Below are 26,961 nucleotides of genomic sequence, written 5' to 3' on the forward strand. Positions count from 1 at the left end.
ATCAGTGAGCGAACGCGGGAGCGTCCCCCGGGACCGCGTCCGACGGCTCGACCGGCTTGCGGACGAACAGCGCGAGTCCCGCGGCGGCGGTGGCGATGATGGCTCCCACCAGGAACGCGGCGTGCACGCCGTCGGCGGTCGCGGCCACCGCGTCGGCGCCGCGTGAGGCGGATGCGGCGGCCTGCACCGACATGAGCGTGACGAACAGGGCCGTGCCGGCGGCGCCGGCGACCTGCTGGATGGTGCCGACGATCGCGCTGCCGTGCGGGTACAGGTGGCGCGGGAGCGACCCCAGGGCCGACGTCATGAGCGGGGTGAAGACGAAGCCGAGGCCGAGGTTGAGGGCGACGTGCACGGCGATCACCCACGCCACCGTGGTGCCCTCGTCGAAGGTCGCCATGCCCCACAGTGCGGCGGCGGCCACGGCCATGCCCGGGATCACGAGCGGGGTCGGTCCGAAGCGGTCGAAGAGCGAGCCGACGATCGGCGCGATGACGCCCATCAGGATGCCGCCCGGAAGCAGCATCAGGCCGACGGCGAGGGTGTCCAGGCCCAGTACCTGCTGCAGGTAGATCGGCAGCAGCACGAGCGAGCCGAACAGCGCGGCGAACACCACGACGACGAGGGACACCGCGAGGCTGAAGGTGCGCGACCGGAAGGTGCGGAGGTCCAGCAGTGCGGCATCCGTCTTCTGCAGGCGGATCTGGCGGACGACGAAGGTGATCAGGCTGGCCGCGCCCACCACCAGCGGGATCCACACCGGGACGGGCGCGTGGCCCGACGCCGCTTCGCCGATGGAGCTGAGGCCGAAGATGAGTCCACCGAAGCCGAGCGCCGACAGGATGACCGAGGGGACGTCGAGGGTCGCGGGGACGGTCTCGGTGACGTTGCGCACCCACACCGCGCCCAGGGCGATCGCCAGGACGGCGATGGGCAGGACGAGCCAGAACATCCAGCGCCAGTCGAGCGCCGAGAGGATGATGCCCGACACGGTGGGCCCGATGGCCGGGGCGACCGCGATCACGATGGAGATGACACCCATCATGCGGCCGCGATGGGTGGCGGGGACGATCGTGAGGACCGTCGTGAACAGCAGCGGCATCATGATCGCGGTGCCCGACGCCTGCACGATGCGGCCGGCCAGCAGCACCTCGAAGCCGGGTGAGAGCGCGGCGATCAGGGTTCCCGCGGTGAAGAGCCCCATCGCGGTGAAGTAGATGTTCCGCAGGGGGAAGCGCGCGAGCAGGAAGCCGGTGAGCGGGATCACGACGGCCATGGTGAGCATGAAGCCGGTGGTCAGCCACTGGGCGGTGCTCGCGGTGATGGCGAGGTCGTTCATGAGGCGGGGGAGCGCGACGCTCATGATCGTCTCGTTGAGGATCACGACGAAGGCCGAGGCGACGAGGAGGGCGATCACCGAGCCGGTGCGGCGATCGACGGCGGGGGCGGTGGGCACCGGAGTGGACGCGGTGCGCGAGTCTTCAAGAGTCATCACCTGCAATTATGGCAGACACTGTCAAGTTGGCACCTGATGTACACTGGGCCGGGATGAGCACTTCCTCGGTGGTGGACGACGACGCGGTCGACGCGCCCGTAGGCCTGCGCGAGCGACGCCGCCTCGAGACGACGCGCGAGATCTCGGATGCCGCTCTCGACCTCTTCGAGCGACAGGGCGTCCACGCCACGACGGTCGACGAGATCGCGCATGCCGCCGGCATCTCGCCGCGGACGTTCTTCCGGTACTTCGCCACCAAGGAGCAGGCGGCGTTCCTCGACGACCCCGAGGGCGACCTGCTCGTGCGCGAGACGCTGCGGGCGCTCGACGCCGGCGCGTCGGCCGCCGCCGCGCTCGAGGCGGGCTGGCTCGCCGTGTTCGACATCGTCGCCGGCGACGTCGAGGGCCAGACCCGCGGACGCCGGCTGCACGCGCTGATCTTCTCCGAGCCGGCGCTGCTCGCCGTGGCCCTTCGCCGTGACGCCGAGCAGGCGCAGGTGCTGGCGGAAGCCCTTGCGGGGTCGTCGGGGGCGGACCCCGCCTCGCTGAAACTGCTCGTGGCGCTGTTCGGGACGCTCGGCCGGCAGACCTTCGACGTGTGGGCGCGCCGGCGCGATGCGGGCGACGACGTCGCGCCCCGTTCGGTGTATCTCGACCTGCGTGGGGCGGTGCGGGGCTTCGCCGAGCACTTCGCCGGCTGAGCGCGGTCGTTCCGGTCAGTCGTCGCGACCGCGCAGGCGGTCGAGGTCGCGGCGCTCGCGCTTGGTCGGGCGGCCGGCGCCGCGGTCGCGGATGGGGACGAACGGCGTCTCTTCGCGCGGGAGCGGCGGGGGCGTGCGGTCTTCGACGGCCTCTGCCGCCAGCGCGGCGCCCACCCGCTTGGTGATCGTCGTCTTCACGACGAGGATCCGGTCGAAGCCGTTGATACGGACGCGCAGCTCATCGCCCGGCCGTACCGGCTGAGCGGCCTTGGCCCGTTCGCCGTTGACCCGCACGTGCCCCGCGCGACATGCCGTCGTGGCCAGTGACCGGGTCTTGTAGACGCGCACGGCCCAGAGCCAGGCGTCGACGCGGGCGGTTGCGGTCATCCGACCATGATCTCAAACCCGCGGTGCCGCCAGGTCGAGGGCCATGACGGCGCGGTCGGCGCGGGAGCGGCCCACCTCGCGGAAGCCGGCGTCGCGGAAGGTGCTCACCACACCGTGGTACAGGCTGTTCGCGGAGTGCGCGTGGCCGGCATCCGGATCGACGGGGTAGCCCTCTACGACTCTCGCCCCGTTGTCGCGCGCATGTTGCACCGCGGCGTCGAGCAGATGTGCGCTGAGCCCCCGCCCGCGGTGCTCCCGCCGCACGACGAAGCAGCTGATCGCCCACACGGCCGGGTCGTCCCACGGCTCTTCGGACACGGTGGCGTACGCCTTGGTCCGACCGAGGCGCGGCTGAGCCGTGCGGGGGCCGACCCGCACCCAGCCCGCCGCCTCGCCGTCGATGTAGGCGATGAGGGCGGGCGGCGGCCCGGCGGCGATCTCGTCTCGCAGCATCGTGCGGCGCTCGTCGGCGGAGGTCGCGTTGAACCGGGTGCTGGTGATCGTCCACCACTGGCACTGGCAGCTCTTGCCGTCGCCTCCGCCGGTCAGCGCGTGCTGAGCGTCGTCGAAGCGGTCGGCGGTGGCCGGTTCGATGGTGACACCTGCGGTGTGTTCGGTCATGGCGGCGACCGTAGTCGCGGCATCCGACATGCGGCAAGTGTCTCGGTTCGCGGGCGGTCCCCGGAGCGGCTACGATAGGGGAGTTGTCTTCACGCAGGTGACGACGTCCGGGATGTGGCGCAGCTTGGTAGCGCACTTGACTGGGGGTCAAGGGGTCGCAGGTTCAAATCCTGTCATCCCGACCGGAGGGTTGTTGGCAGAACTGATAGCAGAACAGCTCGACTAGGTCGGAAAACACGAAGGCCCCCCGCGATTCGCGGGGGGCCTTCGTGTTGCCTGGCGTCTGGACGCTGGTTTCGGGCGGGTCGTAGACGCCGATTGCGGGTCACTTCCGCGCTCGGGTCGCTGCGGGGAGTTTTCGGGCTCGCCGGATGTCCGATGGTCCGGCGGGTGAGCTTGCCGTTCGTCTGGCGTCGGCGGTGTCAGCGGGCGAGGGTCGCCGTCACGTTCGTAGGGGTTGTGGCTCCGCGGTGCGCTTGAGGTCCTTCGTGTTGTAGACGCGGATGTCGCCGTTGCCTGTGGTCTTGGTGTATTTGTTCGCCCACCGTTCGCGGCGGCGCGGAGGTGCCGGTGCGGCCGGAGTTGTCTTGCGCTCCCGTCGCTGCTCGTCGTCGAGGAAGGATGCGATCTTGCGGATGTTGTGATTGACGAGCAGCACCGTGATGATGATCTGCGCTGCGCTGATCCCGCGGACGCGCCGGCGGCCGGCTGTTTCGATGTCTTCGTCGCCAGATGCCTTCAGCTGCTGGTTCTCGGACTCGACAGTATTGCGAGCGTGGTGGTGGAACTCCTCCCACTCGTCGGTGCCGTAATCAAAGGCCTGTGCCGGCTGCCGCATGGCGGTGAGGTCGAATGCTACAGAGTCCTGTGTGCATATCTTGTCGAGGAACTCCCTCTCGAGGGTTTCGGGCTCGACGTGCGGACGTGCCTTCTTCGCTGCGGACACCATCGTCTCTCGGAGCGGGCAGGTGACGGTCGGGCTCGGGCCAAGTGCGGGGCATCGCAGAATCACCTTTCCACCGGGCGTCTTCGCCTTCTCCTTGACGTGCGCTGCGAATGCCTTCCGTTCCTTGATGCGTGCCTTATAGGTCGCGATGTCGATGATGCCCTTCTGAACGTCGGGGGTCGCAGTGACATGCGGCTTCGGCGTGTTGGGGCAGAGCATGTCGCCTTCGACTGCGAGGGCGCCGTGCTGACCGCCCTGCACCCCGAGTCGGTCCGCACGGTATTCCGTGGACGGGGTGAAGCCGGTCTCGAGGGCGGGTTCGAGCAGGCGGCTGGGCACGCTGTTTGCCCAGTACTGCTTATCGGCGTCAGCGACTCCGGGCTCCATTCCGAGCGTCGTGGCCGCCCGGAGCAGGTCGACGGCTTCCTCAGCGACTTCGCGGTTGGGGATGCTGAGGCTTGCGGCGACGACGATGGTGGGGAATCGCTTGCTGCCGGGCTCCTCAGAGTCCACCCTGACGGCGAGGTTGGCTACCCATCCCCAGTCGAACACCTTGCCGGCGTTGGCCTTGTCCTTGGGGTTGGTCTGGTCGACTTCGCCGCGCTTGTAGTCGGTGCGTTCGCCGTTCCCGACGTGCCAGCCGGCGAATGCGTCCACGGGGCCAGGGGCGATCTGGCCGAAGTCGGCCGTCCTGCGTTCAACGGCGATCTTGTCTTTGATGGTGTTGTGCGAGAAGCCGCGGGTGGTGGGCGTGCCGACATAGGTCTGGTCGAATGACAGGTCGAGCTTCTTGTATCGGCGGCGGATGGCGCGGGGCTGTTCCATGACGGTCATGCGAAGGAATAGGCGCGTGTATTCGTTGAGCCGTGCCTTGTATTTGGCCGCGCGGACCGGGTCGTGCGCGTCGAGGATGGCCTGGATCATCTCGTGCGTCTTCGCTGTGTAGCGTTCCTGGGGATACGGGTCCATGAGCGAGTTCATCCGCTGGAAGGCGCGCATGGTGTTGTTGTACCAGCGGTCCTTCGAGACGCTCGGGTCGACAAGGTCGCGGTTGCTCTGCGGAAGTCCGAGCAGTTCCTGCGACGCGGGTGAGAGCCTGACCTGAAGCAGTAGCGCCGCGCGGCGCACATGCATCGGCGAGCTCTCCCGCGCCAGGAGGAGGAATGCGGTGAGCACCGCCCGGGACGAGATCATGGCGGGTCTGCCGCCCATGCCGTCGGTGTTCCGGTCCTCGAAAGCCCACTGGTCGAGCCGCTCCAGAACACCGGCCTTCCGAACGCGGGCTTCGGCGAGCGCCACGGTGGCGTCGTCGATGAGGTCAGTGTTCCTGCCGCGGCCCAAGACCTCGGCGGGGCTGATGCCGCCGATGTCGAGGTCATACCCGGGAATCAGGTAGTCGACGTCGCCGGCGGTCATCGGACGATCTCCTCGCCGATGAGCAGGCCGGTGAAGTCGGAGGCCGTGAGGGGACGGGCGAGTTCGAGGTAGCGGAAGAGCGTGTGGTAGCTGTCGAAACCGCCGACTTCCTTCAGCACCGGGAGGGGGACGCCGCTGTCGATGTGGTGAATGAGCCAGCTCGCGCGGAGGCGGCTCGGTGTCGGCCGCACAAGTGCGGGGTGGTCGGTGAGGAAAACTTGAATGATACGGGGTGGATACTCCTCGATGTACGGGCCCCGGAACACGGCGTCCGTTGCGTTGCGGCCCTCGATGCTGCGAAGGAGTACGCGTGCCCAGGCGTGCCGTACCGGCACGCGGCGGGGATGCGGGCCGGGCACGTTGACGAACACGCGACCGTTGACGGCGTCGATATTGCCGACGGTGGTGTCGACAATCTCTTCGGCGCGGAGTCCGGCGCCGCCAGCCAGTCCGAGCAGCCCCCAGGCGTTCTGCCGCTTCTTCAGCGTGGTGAGGCTGTTTGCCCAACTGTGCATCGTCGCGATCTGCGGCGTCGTGAACGGGGCGCGAAGCCGAAGGTCAGGGGCGGGCAGTCCCTTCAACTCGGCATCCGTGAGCGCGCGGCCGTTCGCGACGAGCTGGCGGGCGACGCCCCACTTGTGGGTCTTGGAGCGCCGACCGAGCTGGTTCTGCAGGTACAGGTCGATGTTGTTCTGTGTGTAGACGCGGTCGACGGTCAGTTCGATGCCGCTGGTCGCCCATAGCCAGGCGTGGAAGCGGGCTGACATCGTCATCAGGCGTCGGGTGGAGTCGTAGGTGGTGGGGCGAAGCGCGACGGCGGCGGCGAGGGTGAAGTCGCGGACGGCATCCCACTGGACCGAGCTGACGTGTGGGCGGTAGCCGAGCATGATGTGCCAGACGAAGTCGGGCATCTCGGGGTTGATGTCGCGCAGGTGCGCGTACGTGTCGGCGTCGCGGAGGATGTCGTTGAGTCGGTGTTTTGCGGTCATGCCGAGCATGTACGCGGCGGCTCGAAAAACCCGCGCGGCGAGCTGATCGGCTCCTCTCATGACCTGCCACCCTGGCTTCGCGGCGCTCGACCGGTTGTCAGTCCACGGGCTCAACCGGCGGCGGGACGAACTTCGCGATCCGGTCCAGCGCGGCGTGGTTCTCCAGCCCCGCGATCTGGAGCAGTTCTTGCGGGGCGGTGCCGGCGAGCAGGTGTGTCAGCAGCCAGGTGGTGCGCATCCGGGCTGGCCGCACGTCCAGGTCGGTCTGCTGACCCCGGTGGAGAAAGTCGGTCACTTGAGCGCCGCGGACTCCTTGCCGTCCGGGTCTGAACACCCAGCGGTCTCGTTCGTCGTCGAGGGAGTCGATGAGCGGTGCCGTCCAGTGCGGAAGCACCGGCACGAGGCGTGCCCGCGACTCCCATACCGCGACATGGAGGATCCCGCTGCGCCACTCGAGGTCGGTGCCTCGGACCGCCAGCAGCTCACGGGTGGCAAGTCCCGCGCCCAGGCCGAGAGCGAGCAGCACGAGCGCATCACGACGCCGACTCGGACGACCCTGTCGCAGCGCCCAGCTCCTCAGCGACGCCACCTCCGCGATCGTGTACGGCGGGGTCGGCTCCGATCTCGGAAGGGGGAGCGTCCTGTCGTGCGCGGGTGTCACCGCCTCCACGATGGCGAGCAGCGTCGACCGGTACGTGGCGCGGCTGCTGCGAGAGAACTCGGGCATCCCGCGGTGAACGAACTCCTCCACCAGACGCCGCCGGAAGATCCGATCCATCTCGGCGGGGATACCCCGCGTCTGCCACGCCCACAGTGCGAACGCGGTCGCAGGCGGGAACAAGCTGCGCTCGTCCCGGTTCAACCTGCGGGCCGCAACGGCCACGGCGCCTGTGACTGCTGGTTCGAGCTCAGTCCAGTACGCGCCGGCTTTCACCGGCCGGTAGGGCGTCGGATCTGCGGGGCCTGACAACCCCGAGCCGCTCCCGGGCGTTGGCGTGGGCTGGTTCACCTCCCCGCCCCCGATCGAGGGGGACGCGGTACCCCTCGCAGGATGCCAGCGACAGGTTCGGTGGTGCGCCGGGTGAACCAGACGCCAGGGATGTCGAGGTCGAGCAGAAGCACCATCGGCTCCCCGACACGGCAGGTGGCGAGGAGGACGAGGTCCACCTCTTCACGACTGCGACGTTGAATCGGACTGCCGGAGGTGGGGAAGGTGGCGACTGTGCGGGTGTCAAGGTCGACACGCAACACGGTCCCGTCGTCGGTCTCCACCAGGTGTACGCCGCTCATGTCATCGGTGAGAAACGGTTCCGAGAGCGCAGCGTCCACGTCCAACCCCCTTCGGTATACCGGCTTCGTCGACATCGCCACGGTACGAATCCGCGCATGCCCGAGTCCGCCGACTCAGCGACAACGACAGCGCCACGCCGCGCGGTCACACGGCGCACACCCACTGCGCATAGGTCCATGGGGCGCACCTCCGCGTCCCCGAAAGGACCACCGGACCGTCGTGAACGAACCCCACCTCCATGCGATGGCGGACGCGATCTGGCGCGCCGCCGACCCCGGCGACACCGCCGCCGCGCGCTACGCCGCAGCCGCCGAGCACTTCCTCTCGGGTGTTCCGGTGGTGTACGTCCGGCCGACCAAATGGATCCTCACTTTGAGGGCATACGAACGGTTCTGGGAGCAGCACGACCGGACCCCACGCGAGAACACCCGGGCGCGCAGCACCCTCCCCGCCGCCGAACGTCACCTCGGCGAATGGGCGCGGTATCAGAGACGCTTCGAGGAGCACCTCAACGGATACCAGCTCGGCCGGCTCGAGGTGTCACCGGCGTTCGTGTGGGATCTTCGCGGCGCGAACTGGCACCGCCACCTCATCGCCTGCCACGCACACCGAGCCGAAAGCGGACAGCTGCCCCGGCTGAACGCCGACGACACCGAGGAGTTCGCTCTCGCGCGATGGCTCGGCCGTCAGCTCCGCCGACTGCAACTCGGAAACCTCACCCCCGCACAAACCCGACAACTGAGCCTCCTCCTCGCCCACGATCCACGCCCCCGTTGACGAGAGTCGTCCCTGTCGGCGCGGACCTCGAGCAACGCCGGCTCGGATCCCCCTACAACAAGCCGCCCTTGTCCCTTGTGGAGCAACCCTCATGCGGGTGGGGCTCCGGCGGTACGGATGTCGTGCAGGGTGAGGGTGTGGATGTGTAGTCGGTGGAGGTCGACGATCGAGGCGTGGCCGTATTGGCCGTCGCAGCCGAGGCTGATGACGCGGCGTCCGTCGGCGGTGATGCCGCCGCCGGGGGCGTGCATGTGGCCGTGGAGAAGCAGTTCGGGGCGGACGGCGTCGAACACGTCCGTGATTCTTCTGCGGGAGGCGGCGGAGGCGGCGAGCGTGTCCCTGTCGAGGCCGAGGGGGTTGATGCGGAGGGAGTCGCCGACGGCGCGGACAGGGGTATGGGCCGGGGATTCGTGGGTGATCATGATGTCGGCGGGACCGCCAGCGATCGCGGCGGCGACGTGGGCGTCGGTGATCTCCTCGTCGGGCCACCAGTCTCGTCCTTCGGTGCGCCACCGCCGGTCCACCGAGGTCGCGCCTCCGAGGGACAGGATGCGTCGACCTCCGATGGTGAGCCGGTAGGGGCGAGGCAGGATCCAGGTCACTGCCGACACCCGCACTGCGTGCCCGGGGTGCGCGTCGAGCAATGGGGTCAGCTGGTTCCAGGGTTCGTGGTTGCCGAGCGTGACGTACACGCGGGTGATCCCGGCGGTGAGGAAACTGTCATCGCTGCGTTCGGGGTGGGTCCACCAATCCCCGGCCTGCAGGATCGTGTCCATCCCGGGCGCGATACGGCTGATCGCCCGTGCCACGCGCCGGATCCACCCGGTGTTGCCGTGCCAGTCCCCGCACACCGCGACCCGTTGCGCCGGCAGGTCGATGCTGTCCGCCGTCTCCCACACCCTCACGCGGCCTCCTCTTCGTCGTTATGTCGCTCACTAGGGTCGTGTGAGGTTGTCCGCTTCCCAGAGCAGGTCCAGCAGCCAAGTGAGGTCGCGGCCCTGCTGCAGCCAATCGACAGGGGTAGTTCCGTCGAGTTCTTCCCATGGCGTGGTCATGATCGTTGTGACGTCCTTCGTGGGTCTGCCCGGCGCCGCGATGGTGAGCAGCACCTGATGCAGCCCGGGGAGGGGCCGCCCGGTGTGATCGAACTGCCAGACGGGGAACATCAGTCCCTGCGCGGTGGCGTCGGCGATGATCTCCCCACGCGCCCGTCGCGCCCGGACCGTGGACGCCGACACCCCCCACTTGCTCGCCAACTCACCCGTCGATGCCCACGCCACACCGCCGGCGTTTCCGGGTGGGTCGAGTGTGCGTTTGAGGTGATCGTTCTGTTCGGGGGAGTCGGGGAGCAGCGGAGGGACCCCGCCCTCGACGGCAAACTGCTTCTCTTCTTGGGTTAGGCCGGTGCTGCGGCAGAAGGCGTTTCCGGTAGCGGCGCGGAGCCGGCCGCCGCGGTACCGGTGGAGGGTGCCGACCAGGCGCAGCACCGTTGACCACGACGGGTCATCCGGGTGCGGGTTCTGTCGGTACGCGTGCTGGAGCTCTTCGATGTCGAGAACCTGGGCGCGGGCGAGGGCGGCGAGGTACCGGGCGGTGTCGCTGTCTGACGGGAACGCCTGGGTCAGCGCCGCCCGGGCGCTGACCCAGCGGGCGTGACCTTCGACGGTGCCCCACCGTTCCTGGATCCGCTGCCTCCGACGCTGATTCATCTGCCCATGTTGCCGCCGCCGCAACTCCCCCTGCCCCTCCCGGCTGCTGACCAGCTCCAACCACTCCGACATCACCGCCACGTCCTGGGCCGTGATCCCCGTGTGCGGGTCGGTCACCCGATGCACGTAGGTGAGGGTCCGATCCAGACGCCCTCGGTGATGCCGCAGCGGCCCGGGACGGTCATCGACCCACAGCACCGGACGTCCTGCGGTAGCGGCCGCGATGTTCCGCGCCTTCCACTGCGCGGACGTCTCCGACAATCCCGCACCCGTGTCCGGCACCACCGGTAACTGGGGCAGACCCAGAGGGCCCGCGAAGTACCGGTTCGCGTGCTCCTGCCAGGTCGTGCACCACTGGACATCGACGCCCCGCTCGACGAGGCTCCTGACCCATCGTGCTCCTGCGGCGGAGAAGAAATGCTCCTGTCTCCACTTGCCCGTCGAGTCCCATGGCGGTTGCGAGTGGAAGACGTCCGGATACTCGTCACGGGTCATTGTGATCGTCACGGACTCTGCCTCGAACTCCGGAAACGGTGGCGGAGGCACTCGCAGCACACCATCCACGTCGAGTGCCACTACCGGTCGATAGCGATCGAGCGCCCCCATGCCTACCTCCTGCCGTGTGGTGGCTGACATCGGGACTCGTTGTGACACCCCGGGGTGTGACCCGAAGGGGTCACCACCCGGAGTGTCGCACCGGCTCCCGCCGCCGTGCGCTCCTTCGGTCGTGATTCGTCGATGAGTCGGTGAACCGTCGCAGCTTCACCGCCGGACCTTCGCCGTCATGGCCTGACGGTCGCCAGACCGTTCGGCGACGTATCGGGACACCCGGCTCGCTGCTCGGCACCGACCACGGCTGACTCACGGTACGGTCGTCGGTGTGAACCGGATCAGCGACTGGGCGCGGAAGCGGTGGGACGCACGAGCCCCATCCGACGAGGCCGATGACCCCGCGCTCGAGTTCGACGGCGACACCATCCGTCTGTCCGAGGTCACCCCGCGCGTCGAAGCCAAAACTCGAGAACTCAAGGACACCCTCCGCGCACTCGGAGCCGACCGGCGCACACTTCGCATGGTCGATGAGCTCGAAGGGCTCGTTGGTGTGTAAGGATGCTCCCTGCCAAACGTGTGGCGCCCTTAGCCCGCACTCTGCGTCGCTGCGGTCAATGGCGCCGCCGACGATCTGCCTCCACCGGCGGGCACGCCCCTGCACGCGAACTTCGCGCGACAGATGAGGGCAGGTGAGGGCCGTCTTCCCGGTCATGTCGCGATGCGCCGATACATTGAGAGCACCCCGCGAAGACCACACCAAGAGCGCCGCACCGGCGCGAGGAGAAGTACAGGCCAATGACGCCGACCACCAAAGAAGCCCAGCGCGCAGAACTGCACAAGACCATCTGGCGGATCGCGAACGACCTGCGCGGGTCGGTCGATGGCTGGGACTTCAAGAGCTACGTGCTCGGCATGCTGTTCTACCGCTTCATCTCCGAGAACCTCACCGCCTACATCAACAACGGCGAACACGAAGCCGGCGAGACCGACTTCGACTACGCACGCCTCCCCGACGCTGAGGCCGAGTTCGGCCGCACGGAAACCGTCGCGGAAAAGGGGTTCTACGTCCTGCCTTCCGAACTCTTCCAGAACGTCCGCAGGCGCGCGCCGAAGGACGACAACCTCAACGAGACCCTTGAACGAGTCTTCAAGAACATCGAAGGCTCGGCCGTCGGCACTGACAGCGAAAACGACCTCAAAGGCCTCTTCGACGACCTCGACATCAATAGCTCCAAGCTCGGCAACACCGTCGCCAAACGCAACGAAAAGCTAGTGAAGCTGCTCGACGCGATCGGCGACCTCCCCCTCGGCAACTTCGAGGACAACTCCATCGACCTGTTCGGCGACGCCTACGAGTACCTCATGCAGATGTATGCCTCGCAGGCAGGCAAGTCCGGTGGTGAGTACTACACACCGCAGGAAGTCTCCGAGGTGCTCGCCCGCATCACCGTCATGGGCAAGACCCGCGTCAACAAGGTCTACGACCCCGCTGCCGGATCCGGTTCGCTGCTGCTCAAGTTCGCCAAGGTGCTCGGCCGCGAGAACATCGGCGGGTTCTACGGTCAGGAGATCAACCTGACCACCTACAACCTCGCCCGGATCAACATGTTCCTCCACGACGTCAACTACGAGAAGTTCGACATCGCCCACGGCGACACCCTCACCGACCCGCACCACTGGGACGACGAACCCTTTGAAGCGATCGTCTCCAATCCGCCCTACTCCATCAAATGGGACGGCGACGCCAACCCGCTCCTGATCAACGACGAGCGTTTCGCGCCAGCTGGGGTGCTGGCGCCGAAGTCGAAGGCGGACCTCGCCTTCACCATGCACATCCTGAGCTGGCTCGCCGTCAACGGCACGGCCGCCATCGTCGAGTTCCCCGGTGTGCTCTACCGCGGGGGAGCGGAGCAGAAGATCCGCAAGTACCTCATCGACAACAACTACGTTGACGCCGTGATCCAGCTGCCGCCCGACCTTTTTTTCGGGACCACGATCGCGACCTGCATCATCGTGCTCAAGAAGTCAAAGACCGACAACGCGGTCTTGTTCGTGAACGCGTCGGACGAGTTCAAGCGGGTCGGCAACAAGAACAAGCTCACGCCTGACCACCAGCAGAACATCCTCCTTGCGCTGGAGAACCGCGAGGACGAAGACCACTTCGTCAAGCTGGTGCCGAACGAGGAGGTTGCCGCAAACGACTACAACATCTCAGTGTCGTCGTACGTCGAGCAGGAGGACACGCGCGACGTCATCGATATCACAGTGCTGAACGCAGACATCGCGCGCATCGTAGCTCGGCAGTCCGAACTCCGCGTTTCTATTGACGCGATTGTTGCGGATCTCGAAGGTTCCGCCGTATGAGTCACATCGATGATCTGATCGCCTCAGCTGCTCCGCAGGGCATCGAGTTCAGGACGCTCGGTGAAATCGCCGAACTCGTTCGCGGAAATGGCATGCCAAAGACAGACCTCACCGAGGCCGGCGTCGGTGCTATCCACTACGGGCAGATCTACACGCGCTACGGCGTTTGGACCACCAGCACCCTCTCCTACGTCGCTCCGGAGACCGCAGCCAAGCTCGCAAAGGCGAATCCGGGTGACATCATCATCACCAACACCAGCGAGAACGTCGAAGACGTCTGTAAGGCGGTGGCATGGCTCGGTGAACTGCCGATCGTGACCGGCGGTCACGCGACGGTCATACGCCATGGTCAGGATCCGAAGTATCTCGCGTACTGGTTTCAGTCGGAGTCATTCCGCAAACAAAAGAAGGCTCTGGCGACCGGCACAAAAGTCATTGATGTCTCGGCACGCCAACTAGCGAAAGTCCGAATCCCCGTGCCGCCTCTCGATGTGCAGCGTGAAATCGTGCGAATCTTGGATCAGTTCACTCAGCTGGAGGCGGAGCTGGAGGCGGAGCTGGAGGCCCGTCGACAGCAGTATGCCTACTACCGGGACTCGCTGGTGCGTGCCGTCGATGGCGATGTGGTCGCCCTGGGTCAACTCGGCACGTTCATCCGAGGTCGACGGTTTACCAAGAACGACGTTGTAGATGAGGGCATTCCGAGCATCCACTACGGCGAGATCTACACCGACTACGGCGTATCCGCATCCCGCGCGAATCGGGAGCTGCGTTCGGACATGGCGGGTCAGCTTAGGTACGCACAACCTCGCGACGTGATCTTTGCAGGCGTTGGCGAGACCGTCGAAGACGTTGGCAAGGCGGTCGCCTGGCTGGGCGACGGGCCGGTCGCGGTGCACGACGACACGTTCTCGTTCACGTCCGGACTCGACCCGAAGTACGTCGCTTATGCAGTTCAGACCAAGGATTTTCATGCTCAGAAGGCGAACTATGTCGCGCGCGGCAAGGTGAAGCGGCTCTCATCTGCCGGACTCGCCAAGATCACGATCCCGGTGCCAGGCCCCGCCGAACAGAAGCGCATTGTGGCGCTGCTCGATGGGTTCGACACGCTCGTCAACGACCTCCGCGTCGGTCTCCCCGCCGAACTGGCTGCACGCCGCCAGCAGTACGAGTACTACCGCGACAAGCTCCTCACCTTCGAGGAGGCCGCGGCATGAGCGACGCCTCTCCTCGCAAGTACGAACCGATCGCCGTCTCGGCAGAGTCGACTGTGGTCGCAGAGTACGTCCCCGACGCTCACGCCTCGGCGGCCTACCAGTCGGAGTCCGCGCTCGAGCACGAGCTGATTCGGCTCCTCGAGTCGCAGGCATACGAGTACCTTCCTGTCACGTCCGAGGCGCAGCTCGTGGCGAACCTGCGCACTCAGCTTGAGGCACTGAACCACATCACCTTCTCCGACGCGGAGTGGGCGGACTTCTTCGACAACAAGATCGCCGGCAAGAACGATGGCATCGTCGAGAAGACCGTGCGCATCCAGGAGGACCACGTCCAGCTCCTGAAGCGTGATGACGGCTCGACGAAGAACATCACGTTGCTGGACAAGCAGAACATCCACAACAACCGCCTACAGGTCATCAACCAGTACGAAATCGGCCAGGGTGGAGGCGGCGCGAACTTCGCCAACCGCTACGACGTCACGGTGCTCGTCAACGGCCTGCCGATGGTGCACATCGAGCTCAAGCGCCGCGGCGTCGACATCCGTGAGGCGTTCAACCAGATCGACCGCTATCAGCGGGACAGCTTCTGGGCCGGGTCTGGTTTGTTCGAGTATGTGCAGCTGTTCGTGATCAGCAACGGCACGCTGACGAAGTACTACTCGAACACGACGCGCACGCAGCACATCAGTGAGGGCAAGAAGCAGACCAAGGGCCGCAAGACGTCGAACTCGTTCGAGTTCACGTCCTGGTGGGCGGACGCACAGAACAAGCCGATCCAGGATCTAACCTCATTCGCGAGGACGTTCTTCGCCAAGCACACGCTGCTGAACATCCTCACCCGCTACTGCGTCCTCACTGCCGACCGGCTGCTCCTGGTGATGCGCCCGTACCAAATCGTCGCGACCGAGCGGATCCTGCAGCGCATCGACATCGCCACGAACTACAAGCAACTCGGCACGGTCGCCGCGGGCGGCTATGTCTGGCACACCACCGGGTCCGGCAAGACCCTGACGAGCTTCAAGACAGCACAACTGGCGTCGAAGCTGCCGAGTGTGGACAAGGTGCTGTTCGTCGTGGACCGCAAGGACCTCGACTACCAGACGATGCGTGAGTACGACCGGTTCCAGAAAGGCGCGGCCAACTCCAACACCTCAACAGCGGTGCTGAAGACGCAGCTGGAGGACCCGGGCGCGCGGATCATCATCACAACGATTCAGAAGCTGTCGACGTTCATCAAAGCGAACAAGGGGCATGCGATCACCAACGACCACGTCGTGATCATCTTCGACGAGTGCCACCGCTCACAGTTCGGTGACATGCACACCGACATCACCCGCGCGTTCAAGCGCTACAACCTCTTCGGCTTCACCGGGACACCGATCTTCGCCGCCAACGCCGGCGCCGGCGGCAACCCCCAGCTGAAGACCACCGAGCAGGCGTTCGGTGAGAAGCTGCACACCTACACGATCGTGGACGCGATCACCGACAAGAACGTGTTGCCGTTCCGGATCGATTACGTCAACACCGTCAAGGTCGGCACCGTCGTTGACAAGCAGGTGTCGGCCATCGACACCGAGAAGGCGCTGCTGGCGCCTGAGCGCATCAGCCAGGTCGTGCAGTACACGCTGGAGCACTTCGACCAGAAGACCAAACGCTCCTCGACGTATCAGCACTCGGTGGTGACGAACGTTGCCGCGTCGACCCGCGCCCGCCGTCAAGCCGAGGCTGTGCATGCCCCCAGGTCGGTGCGCGGCTTCAACGCCATCTTCGCCACCGCGTCGATCGACGCGGCGCGCCGCTACTACAACCACTTCCAGATTCAGCAGGAAGCCCTCCCTGCCGTCCGGCGCCTGAAGATCGGTCTCATCTACTCGTACGGGGCGAACGACGCCAGCGACGACGGCATCCTCGACGACGAAGCCTTCGACACCGACGCGCTCAGTACGGACGCGCGGGGCTTCCTCGAGGATGCGATCCAGGACTACAACGACATCTTCGGCACGAGCTACGACACCACCGCGCACAAGTTCCAGAACTACTACAAAGACCTCTCCCAGCGGCTGAAGAACCGGGAGCTGGACATGGTGATCGTGGTGAACATGTTCCTCACCGGCTTCGACGCGACCACTCTGAACACCCTCTTCGTCGACAAGAACCTGCGGGCGCACGGCCTCATCCAGGCGTACTCGCGCACCAACCGCATCCTGAACTCGGTGAAGACGTACGGCAACATCGTCGCCTTCCGTGACCTTGAGGAAGAGACCAACGCCGCCCTCGAGCTGTTCGGCAACAAGGACGCCCGCGGTGTCGTGCTCCTCAAACCCTATGGGGAGTACTACGGCGAGTACACCGAGAAGGCCGACGAGCTGCTGGCATCGTTCCCCCTCGGCCAGCAGATAGTCGGAGAAGCCGCGCAGAAAGACTTCATTCAACTGTTCGGCGCCATCCTGCGGCTGGAGAACATCCTCACTTCCTTCGACGACTTCGCCGGGCACGAGAGCCTCACCGAACGCCAGGTGCAGGACTATCGCAGCGTCTACCTTGACCTGTACGCCGAGTTCCGCACGCTCAAGGACGCCGACAAGGAACTCATCAACGACGACGTGGTGTTCGAGATCGAGCTGATCAAGCAGGTCGAGATCAACGTCGACTACATCCTGATGCTCGTCCAGAAGTACCGCAGCCAGCACGGTGACGGCGAGGACAAGGAGATCCGCGCTGAGATCTCCCGCGCCGTCGACGCGAGCCCGACCCTGCGCAACAAGAAGGACCTCATCGAAGCATTCGTTGACTCCGTCTCCGTCGACGGTGCCATCGACGAAGAATGGCAGGCGTTCATCGCCGCCAAGCGCGAAGCCGAGCTCGCGGCGATCATCGAGAACGAGCGACTCCGGGCCGACGCCACTCGCGCGTTCATCGAGACCGCGTTCCGCGACGGCACGCTCCGCACGACCGGCACCGCCATCACGAAGGTCCTGCCGCCCGCTTCCCGGTTTGCAGCGGATGGCGGACACGGCGAGAAGAAGCAGCGCGTGATCGAGAAGCTCGGCGCGTTCTTCGAGCGGTTCTTCGGACTAGGCAGCGACATCTAGGAAGACCCGGTCCCGTCAGGTCGTCGTCAGCGGCCCGTCGCTCGCAATAGCTCTTCTCTCGAGCCTCAGCCTCAGTCATGCCGACGACGGCGGACACCCCGGCGCACTTGCGCGGACAGCGCGAAAGGGACCGTGAGCGAGCATGGCCACCTCACCTGTCAGTCACGACGACCCTGTGCCCCGGGGAAGATCGAGGAGCGGAAGAAGCGCCTCAGCCGGCGGATCGACAGGAAGTCCCCAGTCCTCCCGAATCCGCTCGACAACCCGGAGGTCCAGCGCACCCGCGCTGTCTACTGCATACGCGGCGAGCGGCGCTGCGAGACCAGACCCGGCATCGACGACGTCCGCGAGCCGCGATCGAACGGTAGCCCACTCCCGCTGAACACGTTCGGTCGAGAGGTCCAGACGCCGTCGCTTGTCAACGAGCCGTGCTCTCATCGCGCGGAGCTCCGCGTGACCTGCAGGTGAGACGGCGTGCCGGAGCCACTCATCCATGAACCGCACATCGCCATCGGACGCACCGCCCGGAATGAACCTCGACCACGTCAACGCCCGCATCTTCGGCTTGCGATAGCGCTCCAGTAGATGCCGTCCAGCGCTCGTCAGCTCGTCGTGAACCCACAAGAGCGGTCGATCTGCATAGGCCGCCTGACTCAGCTGGCTGGCCTTCCAGTCGGCTTCGGTCGTGTGGAATCGCCCGTCGTCGGTTGTCGCAACGGGGAGTTCGGGGAGGCCGAGCGCAGGGCTGAAGTATGTGTTCGCGTACTGCTCGTACCGGCTCGACCAGACGACCTCGATACCTCGCTCCAGCGCACCCTTGACCCAGAGCACCCCGCGGCCGAGAAACGCCCACCGCTCGATGTGCTCGCCGCGTTCATCCCAGCCGGGAGCGCCGACGAAGCGAGTCGGGTACGCGTCGCGGCGGAATGTGATCTCCGCGCCGGTGCCCGTCAAGAACCTCGTCTCGAGAGAGGCAGGCAGGGGAAGACCGAGCAGTCCGGTCACCTCGATGGCGACAACGGGACGGAAAGCCTCGTTCGACATAGCACTGCCTCCCCGCGATGTGCACTGCGTGGGCTCGCGTGAACCCTCACGCTAGCCTCACGAGCCCGCTCGATTCCGCCGAGTCATCGACAAGAGGGTTACGACGTGGCAGAGGGGTGCAGGTGAGCTGTTGACCCTCATCCGCTGACGAAACGGGGAAACCCGCGGCATCGCACTCCCTGGAGGTGCACCGCCGCCGATGCTCGGTCCACCGATATCGATCTGAGAAGATCTGCGGTACGGGCCCGCGCGGCGGCCAGTCGGATATGAGTTGCGATACGAAGCAATAGGGGAGCGATGCAGCGAAGGTTCAGCTCGGTGATCCGGGTCGAGAAACCCGCCAGCAGCAACGGGCCGGAAGATGTCCTGTTGACCGGCGGACAGTTCGAGTGGACGTGGGCGGTTCCTATGCCGTACCGGGCGCTCGCGGATCCGCACGGCATCTGCGTGATGCCTATCTCGCCAGCTGACACGATCCGCCGAAACGAAGCGGGCCATCCAAAGGGAAACTTTCACCACGGCCTGGCGTACTTCGCCACCTTGCAGTCCTTCCTCACATATTCGTTCGGCTGGACGCGCCACGACCTCGGGCTGCTGTGGTGGTACCGGAACGACAGGCCGGTCGACGATCCTCGTATGGCCCTGCTCCGGGAGATATGGGACGCCGATGGGATGCTCGAGCGATACATGGCGTGGTGCATCGACCACGGCCCCGGTGAGTGGAAGGCTGGCCCGGGTACCCCCATTCGTCACTGGGCGAAGCACCTGAACCAGGCGCCCGCTGTTCTCACCGAAGCCGATCGGGAGAGGCTGAACGCGCAGCGGCGCTTAGCGGAGTCCGGCGACCTCTGCGCCAGCCCCTGGGGAATGCACCTCGAGGACGGAGGTCACATCGGCGCGCCCTCTGGACGGCAGTGGAAACACCTCCCGGTACCTGCGGAACTCGCCGAATCCGCACGGATCAGTCACAGCGACCCCGCCAGGGGGCGAGCCACCCTTGTGACCGAGCACGTCACCGGCTGGTACAGCACTCTGGCCGACCTCGGGGCCACACTCCCTCCACGGCCAGGCGGACGAAGCTGGCGCGTCGACGTCTTCGTGCAGCCGATCGGTTACCTCGGCGAGTACCGCCACTCCTGGTCAACCGGCCTATGGTTCGCCGGAAGGCACCGCTATCACGCCGTCGGCAACTAGGGAACACAGGCAGGCGTGCCATGGGACGCGTGATCCACTGTCGTCCCACGGTGGCAGACTCGACGCTATGCGTGTGGGGGCGGGGGCAATGAGTGAGTGACGCATCCATGGTGAACGACAACGTTGCTCGTGCATCGCAAGAGTGGAAGAGCGCCCTCATCGACGTCAGCGGCACGAACCGCCTGCTGCACTTCAAACCCACCAGCACCACGCTTGACCTTTCTTCTGCGACCGAACGCGGTCTGCTCCGCCTGTTCCGGGGCGACGGCGTTTCGGTACGCGACTTGTACGCGGATCGAACCGCCGCGGACCACGCCGCCCGCGCTGCCGCAGCGCTGCACCGCAAGCAACGCGAAGCTACCGAGGAGTACGGCGTCTCGGTCACCTACCTCGCTCTCGGCTTCGCGACCTGGGACCCGGAAAGCAACCGGGCACTCGCCGAAGCGGAAGCCGACGAGCTTGGTGAAGAGGTACCCGCCCGCGTACGGCGGGGGCCTTCACCGAACGCGCCGGTCCTGCTGCGCCCTGTCGAGGTCATCCGCCGCCGCGGCGTCACCGACGACTGGGAGATCAAGCTCGTCGACGACTTCCAGGTCAACGGCGTCCTCCTCCACGTGGTCAACTCCGACCGCCCACGAATCCTCGAGGAAAAGCTCCTCGAACCAACGGCGGACTTCGAAACCGCAACCATCACACCTGGCATCAACACCACCCTGCAAGGCGTCCTCGACGCAGTCCGCAGCGGCTGCGCCGACATCGCCGGATTCGCCGCTCACGGCAACATGGTCATCGGCACCTTCTCCTACCAGAAGCAGCCGATGGTCAACGACGTCGCCAACCTCGCGGCGCTGACCCGCTCGGACCTGGCCGCCGCCCTCGCCGGTGACGTTGAAGCCGCCGCACGAGTCCGGGCAGCGGCATCCCACATCGCGGTCACCGAGGCCGACCCGGACTACGCGCCAGTGGACTCGGAATACCTGGTCCTTGACGCGGACGCCAGCCAGTCGTACGTCGTCAACGCAGCGCTCGCCGGAAAGAACCTTGTCGTCCAGGGGCCTCCCGGGACGGGAAAAAGCCAAACGATCGCGAATGTGATTGCCGCGTTGGTGGCCGACGGCAAGCACGTGCTGTTCGTCGCCCAGAAGCGCGCGGCAATCACGGCTGTCCTGGACCGACTACAGGGCGCGGACCTCTCGCATCTGCTTCTTGATCTGTTCGCCGCGGACGGCTCGCGACGTGTCATTGCTGAGCAGCTTCGTACCGTCTTGGACCGGCAGCAGCAGATCGGCGAGCCAGACACGTCCTACCTGCACGCGCGGCTGACCTCATCGCGCGACCGCCTCGTCCGCCACAACGATGCGCTCTTCGCGCCCACGCACGGCTGGGGTGCCAGCATCCACGAACTGCGCGTCGCATCGCTCGGGTTCCCACCCGAAGCGCAGACTCCTCTACGGCTGAACCCCGCAACGTTCAACGGGTGGAAGCTGGACACGCTCGGTTCCGCCCAGACAGACATCGACGAACTCGGCAGACTCGGTGCACTTGACCCCGAATGGAACACCCACCCCGGCTGGTCGCCCGCGGCGATGACGAGCGCAGACGAGGCCGAACGACTCCGTCAGCTCGCGCTCGACCTGCGGTGGACAACCCTCCCCGCGCTCACCCACCAGTTCTCCGAAGCAGCGGCCCTCAGCGGGCACAGCGCTCCACGCGGGATCCAGGAGTCAGACGCGCTCACCGCGATGCATCACGACGCAGCGCGCGTCGCCGCAGTCAGCGCCGAACTGCTGAACGGAGCGGACCTCGATGCGATGCTCGCGGGGGTATCCAAGCCCCACCGCCGGGAAATGACCGGCATGACCTGGTCGCGCCGGCGGGAAGGCAAGAAAGCACTCGCGCGACTCATGCCCGGGACCTCGGCACGTGACCGCGTGAACCTCCTCCTCATCGCCCGCGCTGTCCGAACCGCATGGCAGAACACCCCGGTCACGCCCTACTTCGCAGCAGAGACGATGGTCAGCGCGTACGGGGAAGCGAGGGAAAGCATCGCTCACATCGATCGTGCCCTCCAGGGCGTGTCGCTGGCGTCGATGAACTTCGATGCCGCCGCCTCCGCGCTCGACACCGTGCTCGCGGATACACGCACGGGTCAGATGATGCGCGCCCACGGACTCGAGCAGAATCTGGTCCGCCTCGGGCTCGGCCCCGTGGTCGCGCTGCTGCGCGCGCGCGCCGCCACACGCGAACTCGGGCTCGCACGGCCGAGCGAAGTTCTTCGGTGGGTGTGCGTCCGCTCGGTCCTCGAGGCGGCAGAGCTGGCGAACCCCGCGATCGCTGGGGTTCGCGGTGACGTGCTCAGCGACGCGACCGCGGCGTTTCAGCAGCTGGACAGCAGCCACCTCCAGGCCAATGCCGCCCGGGTGCGCCGCAAGGCGGCGGTCTACCTGAAGCACGCGTTCGACACCTTTCCGGACCAGCACAGCGCCCTGAAGACCGAGGTCACCAGGAAACGGAACTTCCGCCCCGTACGGCGCTTGTTCGACGAGGTACCTGACGTCCTGCTCGCGGCTAAGCCCGTCTGGGCGATGAGCCCACTGCAGGTCTCGCGGATTCTCCCGGCTGCGCAGTGTTTCGACGTCGTGATCTTCGATGAGGCCAGTCAGGTCAAACCGGCTGACGCTATCCCCGCCCTGGTACGCGGCCGGCAGGCGATCGTGGCAGGTGACTCTCGCCAGCTCCCGCCGACGGAGTTCTTCACCAAGGTCCTGGAAGACGAGGAAGAACCCGAAGACGATGCCCCGCTGGAAAGCACCGATGAGGTATTGCCAGCGAAGCCGGCAACAAGGCCGCGCTCGTCGTACACCCGAGATGCGGAGAGTGTCCTGTTCGCTATGGACCGACTCCTCGCCGGGCAGAGCCGAAGCCTCCAGTGGCATTACCGTTCCTATGACGAACGCCTGATCGCCGTATCCAATAAGCACGTGTATGACGGGAGCCTGACGACCTTTCCAGCGCCCGACGCTCTCAAGTCCATCCGGCACGAGGTCGTTCCGTATAGCCCGGGCATCTCCGGCGGCACCAATAGTCCTGAACTCGAAGTCCGCCGCATCGTGGAACTCGTTCGCGAACAGGTCACAGCGCACCCAGGCGAAAGCGTCGGCATCATCGCATTCGGCATCAAGCACGAGGCACGCATCGAACGCGCCCTCGAGCTCGCCATGCAAGAAGACGCCGCCTTTGAAAGGTCTCTCAACGCCAACCGTGACGAGCCCTGGTTCGTGAAAGCGATCGAGCGCGTCCAAGGCGACGAACGCGACGCGATCATCCTGTCAGTCGGATACGGAAAGAGCGCTGACGGCCGGCTTCGCTACTTCTGGGGCCCTCTCCTGAAAGAAGGCGGCGAACGCCGACTCAACGTCGCGATCTCCCGGGCGAAGAGGCGGATGACCCTCGTCACCAGCTTCTCGAAGGACGACGTTCCGGCTGACGGGCACCCCTCGGCCGGATACCGCCTCATGTTCAACTTCGTCCGATTCATGGACTCCGGTGGTCGCGACCTCGCCGACGGAACCGCACGGACGGTCGGCCTGAATCCGTTCGAAATCGACATCAAACGCCGCCTGGAAGATGCCGGACTCGCGCTCGACTGCCAGGTGGGCGTGGCCGGGTACCGGCTCGACTTCGCCGTGCGACACCCCGACTTTCCGGGCAGGCACGTCCTCGCCATCGAAGCCGACGGTGCCGCATACCACTCCGGTCACACAGCTCGCGAACGCGACCGCCTCCGTCAAGAACTCCTCGAGCGCCGCGGATGGACCTTCCACAGGATCTGGAGCACTGACTGGTTCAACAACGCTGACCGCGAGGTCAAGCGGGCCGTGGCCGCCTACGAAGAAACTCTCCGGCGGGGTGATACGCCCAACCCGCATTCTGCCCCGACTCCGCTCAAGGTGTGGAACGAAGGGACAACTGAGCGCAAGCGGGCCCGCCCACGGTTCGAGCGGCGGGAACAGATCACCGATTACTCCATGTCCACGCTCATCGAACTCGTTCGTTTCGTCCGCTCCGACGACGTGCTCCGTTCCAAGGAGGACGAGCAGCGTCTGCTGCTGAATGAACTTGGCTACTCGCGCCTGGGAAGCAGAATCCAAGCCGTACTATCCCGTGCCCAGGAGCTTGCCTAGCGTTCAACGGGAGCTGGGCAGCGCGCTATGGCTAGTGCGTGTGCGCGAGGTTGCGGCGACTGGCCGTTACAGCGAGACGTATGCGGTGAGGTCGTCTTCTTCGTCTCCACGGTTGTATCGGTAGTAGTCGACGAGTCGCTTGAGTTCTCGCTTGGTGAGGTCGCCGCTGTCGTATCGCTTCATCCGCGTGATCAACTCGTTCCACGGGATGGCGCTTTCGCCAAGCACGCGGACGTCATTGAGGACCTGTCGCATGATGCTCACCTGGTGCAGATGGCGAGTATCGGGCTTCCAGTTGTAGTTCGCGATCCGTTCGGCGAGGCAGTGGCCACAAAACCCGAAGTAGCGAAAGGTCCCTTTGGCCTGTTCGGTATCGAAGATCTCTCGGACCCGGTCCATCCGGCACAAGGCCGTCGGTTCCTCGGTCCTCGAAGCGTGCGTGCAGCTGACTTCGTGGAACACGCACCCGTGAGGTCCAGCCCACGCTAGGACCGTAGAGGTGTCGTCGTTCCACCACTTGGCTCGGAACTTCCAGCCCCTCAGATCCTGTTGGCCCGGGGTGTCAGGCTGGCGCAGGTTTTCCGGGTCCACGAGTTTTAGGTCGGCCATCAGTGAAAGCTCCCAATCGTCAGGCGGGTGACATCGGTGTCACGCGCGTACGGTCACAAGTGTCTCGTCGGGTCGGGCGATCGAGCACGGTGCTCACCTCACCTCACCTCACCTCGCTCCAGCGGTGCGCCTGCTCAGCGGTGATCGCCACGTAGAGCTGATCGCGAGCTTGGAGATTCCTCCCCGCCACGTTGGCCAGCGGCCACATGGGCTGCGCGGCGTTCGGCTCCCGCTCCCAGGTGGGCACATCGGGGTAGTGCTTGCGCAGGTGTGCGCCGAGCTTGCGGCACGCAGCCCGCCACTCGTTCACCGTCATCTCGGTCTCTTCGGCGATCCCCTCAGTCGAGATGAACTCGCCGGGCGTGTGAGCGCACAGATCCATCACTCGCGAGAACCGCTCGGTAGTGATCGTGGACCCTTCCGCCAGCCGGGAAAGAGCCTCGAGGGGCCACGGCTTGTGCTCATCGAGAACCTTCCGCTTGACCGCCTCCACAGCGAGCTGGGTATCACGGAGCGCTTCCGCGCTCGGAGCGGGCGGCTCGCCACGCTGCTCCTGCCGAAAGTCGATCATGTGCTTCAGCTCGTCGTAGTCCTGCTTCGGGACGGCGAGCAGCATCCAATCAGTTCCCATGATGAGCATCTCCACGTCTTCAAACGGCTTCGTCGGGCTGTTGCGGATCAGAGTAACCCATTACCCAATAATCGAGCAAGAGAGGGGTTGGAGCCGTTAGCCGCACAGGCCATCAGCTCCCGGGGCGTGACCTCGGGACGAGCGTCGTACTCTCAGCGATCTGCGATGCCCTCGTGTGCGACCAAGTGCGGCAGTCGATATCGCGTGCGCGCGCGGCAGGTGAGCGGCGAGAAGGACTTCGAGGCTGACGACGCCGACGCAGTGCTGTGCGGTCCTAGGCGAAGAAGTCTTCGTCGACCTCGACGATGTCGTATGTGTCGCGGATCTGGACACCGACCCGGTATCGGATCATCAGGTCTGCAAGGCGGCTGCCGTCGATCAATATGACGCGGGTGGGAACACTGTTGGCGTAGGTCCGCGCACCTTCCGAGAAGCGGCTTGTCGTGATGAAGACGCCGCGGTCGGCCTTGCCGCTGAGTGCGCCCACAAACGCCTGAAGGTCGGGCCGTTGCACCACGTTGTCGGATGCGTACCGTTTGGCCTGGATGTAGACGCGGCTCAGCCCGAGGACATCTTGATCGATGACTCCGTCGATTCCACCATCGTTACTGAGCTGGGTCACCGATCCTTGGCCCGATGTGCCCCCGTACCCCATCGCGACCAGGAGCTTCACGACGGCCTGTTCGAAGAACGCGGGGTCCTTTCCCTGTAGTCGGGCCAGCAGTTCGCCGGCCACCTCCGCACGGATACGCTCCGTGCCTGTTTGAACCTGTTCGGTCGGGGTCATCGAGGTCGTCTCCACGGTGACGCCCGTCGTGCTGGCGGTGTCGCGTGGAATCCGGGGAGCGGTGACCTCATAAGCCCGGATGGGGGAGGAGGGATCACGTCCCAAGGCCCTGAGCTCTTGCTCGCGGACGCCTGTGGGGAAGTGCTCGAGGACCATTCGGCCGGCGTCGGTGATGGCGTAGTTCCCGCGTGCGGGGCGGGAGAGCGCGCCGATGTTCGTCAGGAACGACAGGCCCCATCCGATGCGGTTCTCGTAAAGCGCTTGACCCGAGGCGAGCACTTCCCGTGTCTGCGCCTCCGTGAGGCTCGCTTCCTGTGCCACACGTGGGCAGAGGTCACGTCGCGTACGAACGGCCCCGTCGCTCAGCACCCGGAGAGTGGGAATCATGAACTCTTCCCATGTCGGCATGCTTGTCATTCGTCATTCCCCCCGGTTCTGGACAGCCCGGGTCGTCGGCCAGACGGCCCCGCTGTCATGTCAGCGTTGCCGAACTGGACTGGCATTCACCCTACGGATGCCCCTCCCTACCGGTGCCTCGCATTCCGGCCGGGCACGTGCGCGAAGAGGGTGTTGGCTGGACCGCTCCGCAACCTCTTGGCTTGATCGCTCGTGCGAGATCATTCACTCGCTTTCTTCGACGCGTCGGCCGTCCGCGGGCCCCAGTTCCCCGGCCCCGGACGCTTCGCGTTCCAGCGGTCGATTGTCTGCTCGGACCACCCACGGGGCGCGTTCCGCCCGGTCCCGACGCGCACGTCAGGCTCAGGCAGACGCAGCTTCGCGACCGTGTTTCGGGAGACGCCGAGCCGGTCGGCCACGCCTTGTAAAGACAGGTACTCAACAGTCACGCCCCCCAGTATCACCCGCACTTACACGCATGTGTAGTGTGGATCGCGATTGGTTCCCTTCGATCCGATCAATCGGATGCCGCGACTTGGCCGTTGGCGGCATCCTCGCT

The 26,961-nt window shown here is 65.8% G+C and carries 21 protein-coding genes and 1 tRNA gene; 9 read left to right on the forward strand and 13 right to left on the reverse strand.

The genetic code is table 11. The features are described 5' to 3' along the window. Position 1: 1 nt before the first annotated feature. Positions 2-1,492, reverse strand: coding sequence for an MDR family MFS transporter (locus NFR93_RS00630; RefSeq protein ID WP_251449366.1), 1,491 nt, complete (start codon positions 1,490-1,492; stop codon positions 2-4). Between the two features lie 56 nt (positions 1,493-1,548). Here NFR93_RS00630 and NFR93_RS00635 point away from each other — a divergent pair, with 56 nt between their 5' ends. Beyond that, positions 1,549-2,196, forward strand: coding sequence for a TetR family transcriptional regulator (locus NFR93_RS00635; protein WP_251449368.1), 648 nt, complete (start codon positions 1,549-1,551; stop codon positions 2,194-2,196). A gap of 15 nt (positions 2,197-2,211) precedes the next feature. Here NFR93_RS00635 and NFR93_RS00640 read toward each other — a convergent pair whose 3' ends face one another. Together NFR93_RS00640 and NFR93_RS00645 are read right to left on the reverse strand one after the other, a co-directional pair. Further along, positions 2,212-2,583, reverse strand: a complete 372-nt coding sequence (locus tag NFR93_RS00640; protein ID WP_251449370.1) for an RNA-binding S4 domain-containing protein — start codon at positions 2,581-2,583, stop codon at positions 2,212-2,214. 12 nt (positions 2,584-2,595) lie between these two features. Further along, a complete protein-coding gene (locus tag NFR93_RS00645) occupies positions 2,596-3,204 on the reverse strand; it encodes a GNAT family N-acetyltransferase (protein ID WP_251449372.1) in 609 nt (202 codons plus the stop codon). 108 nt (positions 3,205-3,312) lie between these two features. On the opposite strand from NFR93_RS00645, the gene NFR93_RS00650 reads away from it, so the two are divergent. Further along, positions 3,313-3,386, forward strand: a tRNA-Pro gene (locus NFR93_RS00650). 260 nt (positions 3,387-3,646) lie between these two features. Here NFR93_RS00650 and NFR93_RS00655 read toward each other — a convergent pair. From NFR93_RS00655 to NFR93_RS00670, 4 genes are all read right to left on the reverse strand, one after another. Next, entirely contained in the window at positions 3,647-5,449 is a 1,803-nt protein-coding gene (locus NFR93_RS00655; RefSeq protein WP_251449374.1) for a hypothetical protein, read from the reverse strand. Between the two features lie 113 nt (positions 5,450-5,562). Next, a complete protein-coding gene (locus tag NFR93_RS00660) occupies positions 5,563-6,555 on the reverse strand; it encodes a tyrosine-type recombinase/integrase (RefSeq protein ID WP_251449376.1) in 993 nt (330 codons plus the stop codon). Positions 6,556-6,652: 97 nt separating this feature from the next. Beyond that, on the reverse strand, positions 6,653-7,396 hold the full coding sequence (locus tag NFR93_RS00665) for a hypothetical protein (protein WP_251449378.1): 744 nt from the start codon (positions 7,394-7,396) through the stop codon (positions 6,653-6,655). A gap of 164 nt (positions 7,397-7,560) precedes the next feature. Beyond that, positions 7,561-7,884, reverse strand: a complete 324-nt coding sequence (locus NFR93_RS00670) for a hypothetical protein (protein ID WP_251449380.1) — start codon at positions 7,882-7,884, stop codon at positions 7,561-7,563. Between the two features lie 181 nt (positions 7,885-8,065). Here NFR93_RS00670 and NFR93_RS00675 point away from each other — a divergent pair, with 181 nt between their 5' ends. Further along, entirely contained in the window at positions 8,066-8,623 is a 558-nt protein-coding gene (locus NFR93_RS00675; RefSeq protein ID WP_251449382.1) for a hypothetical protein, read from the forward strand. A gap of 89 nt (positions 8,624-8,712) precedes the next feature. Here NFR93_RS00675 and NFR93_RS00680 read toward each other — a convergent pair whose 3' ends face one another. Together NFR93_RS00680 and NFR93_RS00685 are read right to left on the reverse strand one after the other, a co-directional pair. Further along, complete coding sequence (locus tag NFR93_RS00680) at positions 8,713-9,528, reverse strand: metallophosphoesterase family protein (RefSeq protein ID WP_251449384.1); 816 nt, start codon at positions 9,526-9,528, stop codon at positions 8,713-8,715. A gap of 30 nt (positions 9,529-9,558) precedes the next feature. Further along, positions 9,559-10,839 carry an HAD domain-containing protein gene (locus NFR93_RS00685; protein WP_251449386.1) on the reverse strand — a complete coding sequence of 427 codons (1,281 nt, stop codon included), beginning with the start codon at positions 10,837-10,839 and terminating at the stop codon, positions 9,559-9,561. A gap of 373 nt (positions 10,840-11,212) precedes the next feature. On the opposite strand from NFR93_RS00685, the gene NFR93_RS00690 reads away from it, so the two are divergent. The 4 genes from NFR93_RS00690 to NFR93_RS00705 all read left to right on the forward strand — a co-directional run bounded on the left by NFR93_RS00690 (position 11,213) and on the right by NFR93_RS00705 (position 17,557). Beyond that, on the forward strand, positions 11,213-11,440 hold the full coding sequence (locus NFR93_RS00690; protein WP_251449387.1) for a hypothetical protein: 228 nt from the start codon (positions 11,213-11,215) through the stop codon (positions 11,438-11,440). A gap of 239 nt (positions 11,441-11,679) precedes the next feature. Continuing rightward, positions 11,680-13,248 (forward strand): type I restriction-modification system subunit M, encoded by a 1,569-nt coding sequence (locus tag NFR93_RS00695; RefSeq protein WP_251449390.1) that lies wholly within the window; start codon positions 11,680-11,682, stop codon positions 13,246-13,248. After that, the gene (locus NFR93_RS00700) at positions 13,245-14,465 is read left to right on the forward strand and encodes a restriction endonuclease subunit S (protein WP_251449392.1); all 1,221 of its coding nucleotides are present in this window, start codon (positions 13,245-13,247) and stop codon (positions 14,463-14,465) included. Before NFR93_RS00695 ends, NFR93_RS00700 begins: the two co-directional genes overlap by 4 nt. Then, entirely contained in the window at positions 14,462-17,557 is a 3,096-nt protein-coding gene (locus NFR93_RS00705; RefSeq protein WP_251449394.1) for a type I restriction endonuclease subunit R, read from the forward strand. The genes NFR93_RS00700 and NFR93_RS00705 overlap by 4 nt, the downstream gene beginning before the upstream one ends. A 162-nt stretch (positions 17,558-17,719) precedes the next feature. On the opposite strand, the gene NFR93_RS00710 is transcribed toward NFR93_RS00705, so the two are convergent. Further along, positions 17,720-18,562: a hypothetical protein gene (locus NFR93_RS00710; RefSeq protein WP_251449396.1), complete on the reverse strand. Its 843-nt coding sequence runs from the start codon at positions 18,560-18,562 to the stop codon at positions 17,720-17,722. A gap of 357 nt (positions 18,563-18,919) precedes the next feature. Here NFR93_RS00710 and NFR93_RS00715 point away from each other — a divergent pair, with 357 nt between their 5' ends. Further along, positions 18,920-19,795 carry a hypothetical protein gene (locus tag NFR93_RS00715; protein ID WP_251449398.1) on the forward strand — a complete coding sequence of 292 codons (876 nt, stop codon included), beginning with the start codon at positions 18,920-18,922 and terminating at the stop codon, positions 19,793-19,795. 107 nt (positions 19,796-19,902) lie between these two features. Further along, positions 19,903-23,979 carry a PDDEXK-like endonuclease domain-containing protein gene (locus NFR93_RS00720; RefSeq protein ID WP_251449400.1) on the forward strand — a complete coding sequence of 1,359 codons (4,077 nt, stop codon included), beginning with the start codon at positions 19,903-19,905 and terminating at the stop codon, positions 23,977-23,979. Between the two features lie 66 nt (positions 23,980-24,045). Here the strand turns inward: NFR93_RS00720 and NFR93_RS00725 are convergent, their stop codons facing one another. The 3 genes from NFR93_RS00725 to NFR93_RS00735 all read right to left on the reverse strand — a co-directional run bounded on the left by NFR93_RS00725 (position 24,046) and on the right by NFR93_RS00735 (position 26,414). Further along, positions 24,046-24,588, reverse strand: a complete 543-nt coding sequence (locus tag NFR93_RS00725) for a hypothetical protein (RefSeq protein ID WP_251449402.1) — start codon at positions 24,586-24,588, stop codon at positions 24,046-24,048. 103 nt (positions 24,589-24,691) lie between these two features. Next, complete coding sequence (locus NFR93_RS00730) at positions 24,692-25,219, reverse strand: hypothetical protein (RefSeq protein ID WP_251449404.1); 528 nt, start codon at positions 25,217-25,219, stop codon at positions 24,692-24,694. A gap of 274 nt (positions 25,220-25,493) precedes the next feature. Continuing rightward, complete coding sequence (locus NFR93_RS00735) at positions 25,494-26,414, reverse strand: restriction endonuclease (protein ID WP_353049890.1); 921 nt, start codon at positions 26,412-26,414, stop codon at positions 25,494-25,496. Between the last annotated feature and the right edge of the window lie 547 nt (positions 26,415-26,961).

Origin of the sequence: Microbacterium sp. Marseille-Q6648, assembly GCF_943181415.1 — a bacterium.
Taxonomy (GTDB): domain Bacteria; phylum Actinomycetota; class Actinomycetes; order Actinomycetales; family Microbacteriaceae; genus Microbacterium.

Coding starts and splice junctions, on each gene's coding strand:
- NFR93_RS00630 (WP_251449366.1), bottom strand. CDS start 1,492: ATGACTCTTGAAGACTCGCGCACCGCGTCCACTCCGGTGCCCACCGCC.
- NFR93_RS00635 (WP_251449368.1), top strand. CDS start 1,549: ATGAGCACTTCCTCGGTGGTGGACGACGACGCGGTCGACGCGCCCGTA.
- NFR93_RS00640 (WP_251449370.1), bottom strand. CDS start 2,583: ATGACCGCAACCGCCCGCGTCGACGCCTGGCTCTGGGCCGTGCGCGTC.
- NFR93_RS00645 (WP_251449372.1), bottom strand. CDS start 3,204: ATGACCGAACACACCGCAGGTGTCACCATCGAACCGGCCACCGCCGAC.
- NFR93_RS00660 (WP_251449376.1), bottom strand. CDS start 6,555: ATGACCGCAAAACACCGACTCAACGACATCCTCCGCGACGCCGACACG.
- NFR93_RS00695 (WP_251449390.1), top strand. CDS start 11,680: ATGACGCCGACCACCAAAGAAGCCCAGCGCGCAGAACTGCACAAGACC.
- NFR93_RS00700 (WP_251449392.1), top strand. CDS start 13,245: ATGAGTCACATCGATGATCTGATCGCCTCAGCTGCTCCGCAGGGCATC.
- NFR93_RS00705 (WP_251449394.1), top strand. CDS start 14,462: ATGAGCGACGCCTCTCCTCGCAAGTACGAACCGATCGCCGTCTCGGCA.
- NFR93_RS00720 (WP_251449400.1), top strand. CDS start 19,903: ATGGTGAACGACAACGTTGCTCGTGCATCGCAAGAGTGGAAGAGCGCC.
- NFR93_RS00725 (WP_251449402.1), bottom strand. CDS start 24,588: ATGGCCGACCTAAAACTCGTGGACCCGGAAAACCTGCGCCAGCCTGAC.
- NFR93_RS00730 (WP_251449404.1), bottom strand. CDS start 25,219: ATGGGAACTGATTGGATGCTGCTCGCCGTCCCGAAGCAGGACTACGAC.
- NFR93_RS00735 (WP_353049890.1), bottom strand. CDS start 26,414: ATGCCGACATGGGAAGAGTTCATGATTCCCACTCTCCGGGTGCTGAGC.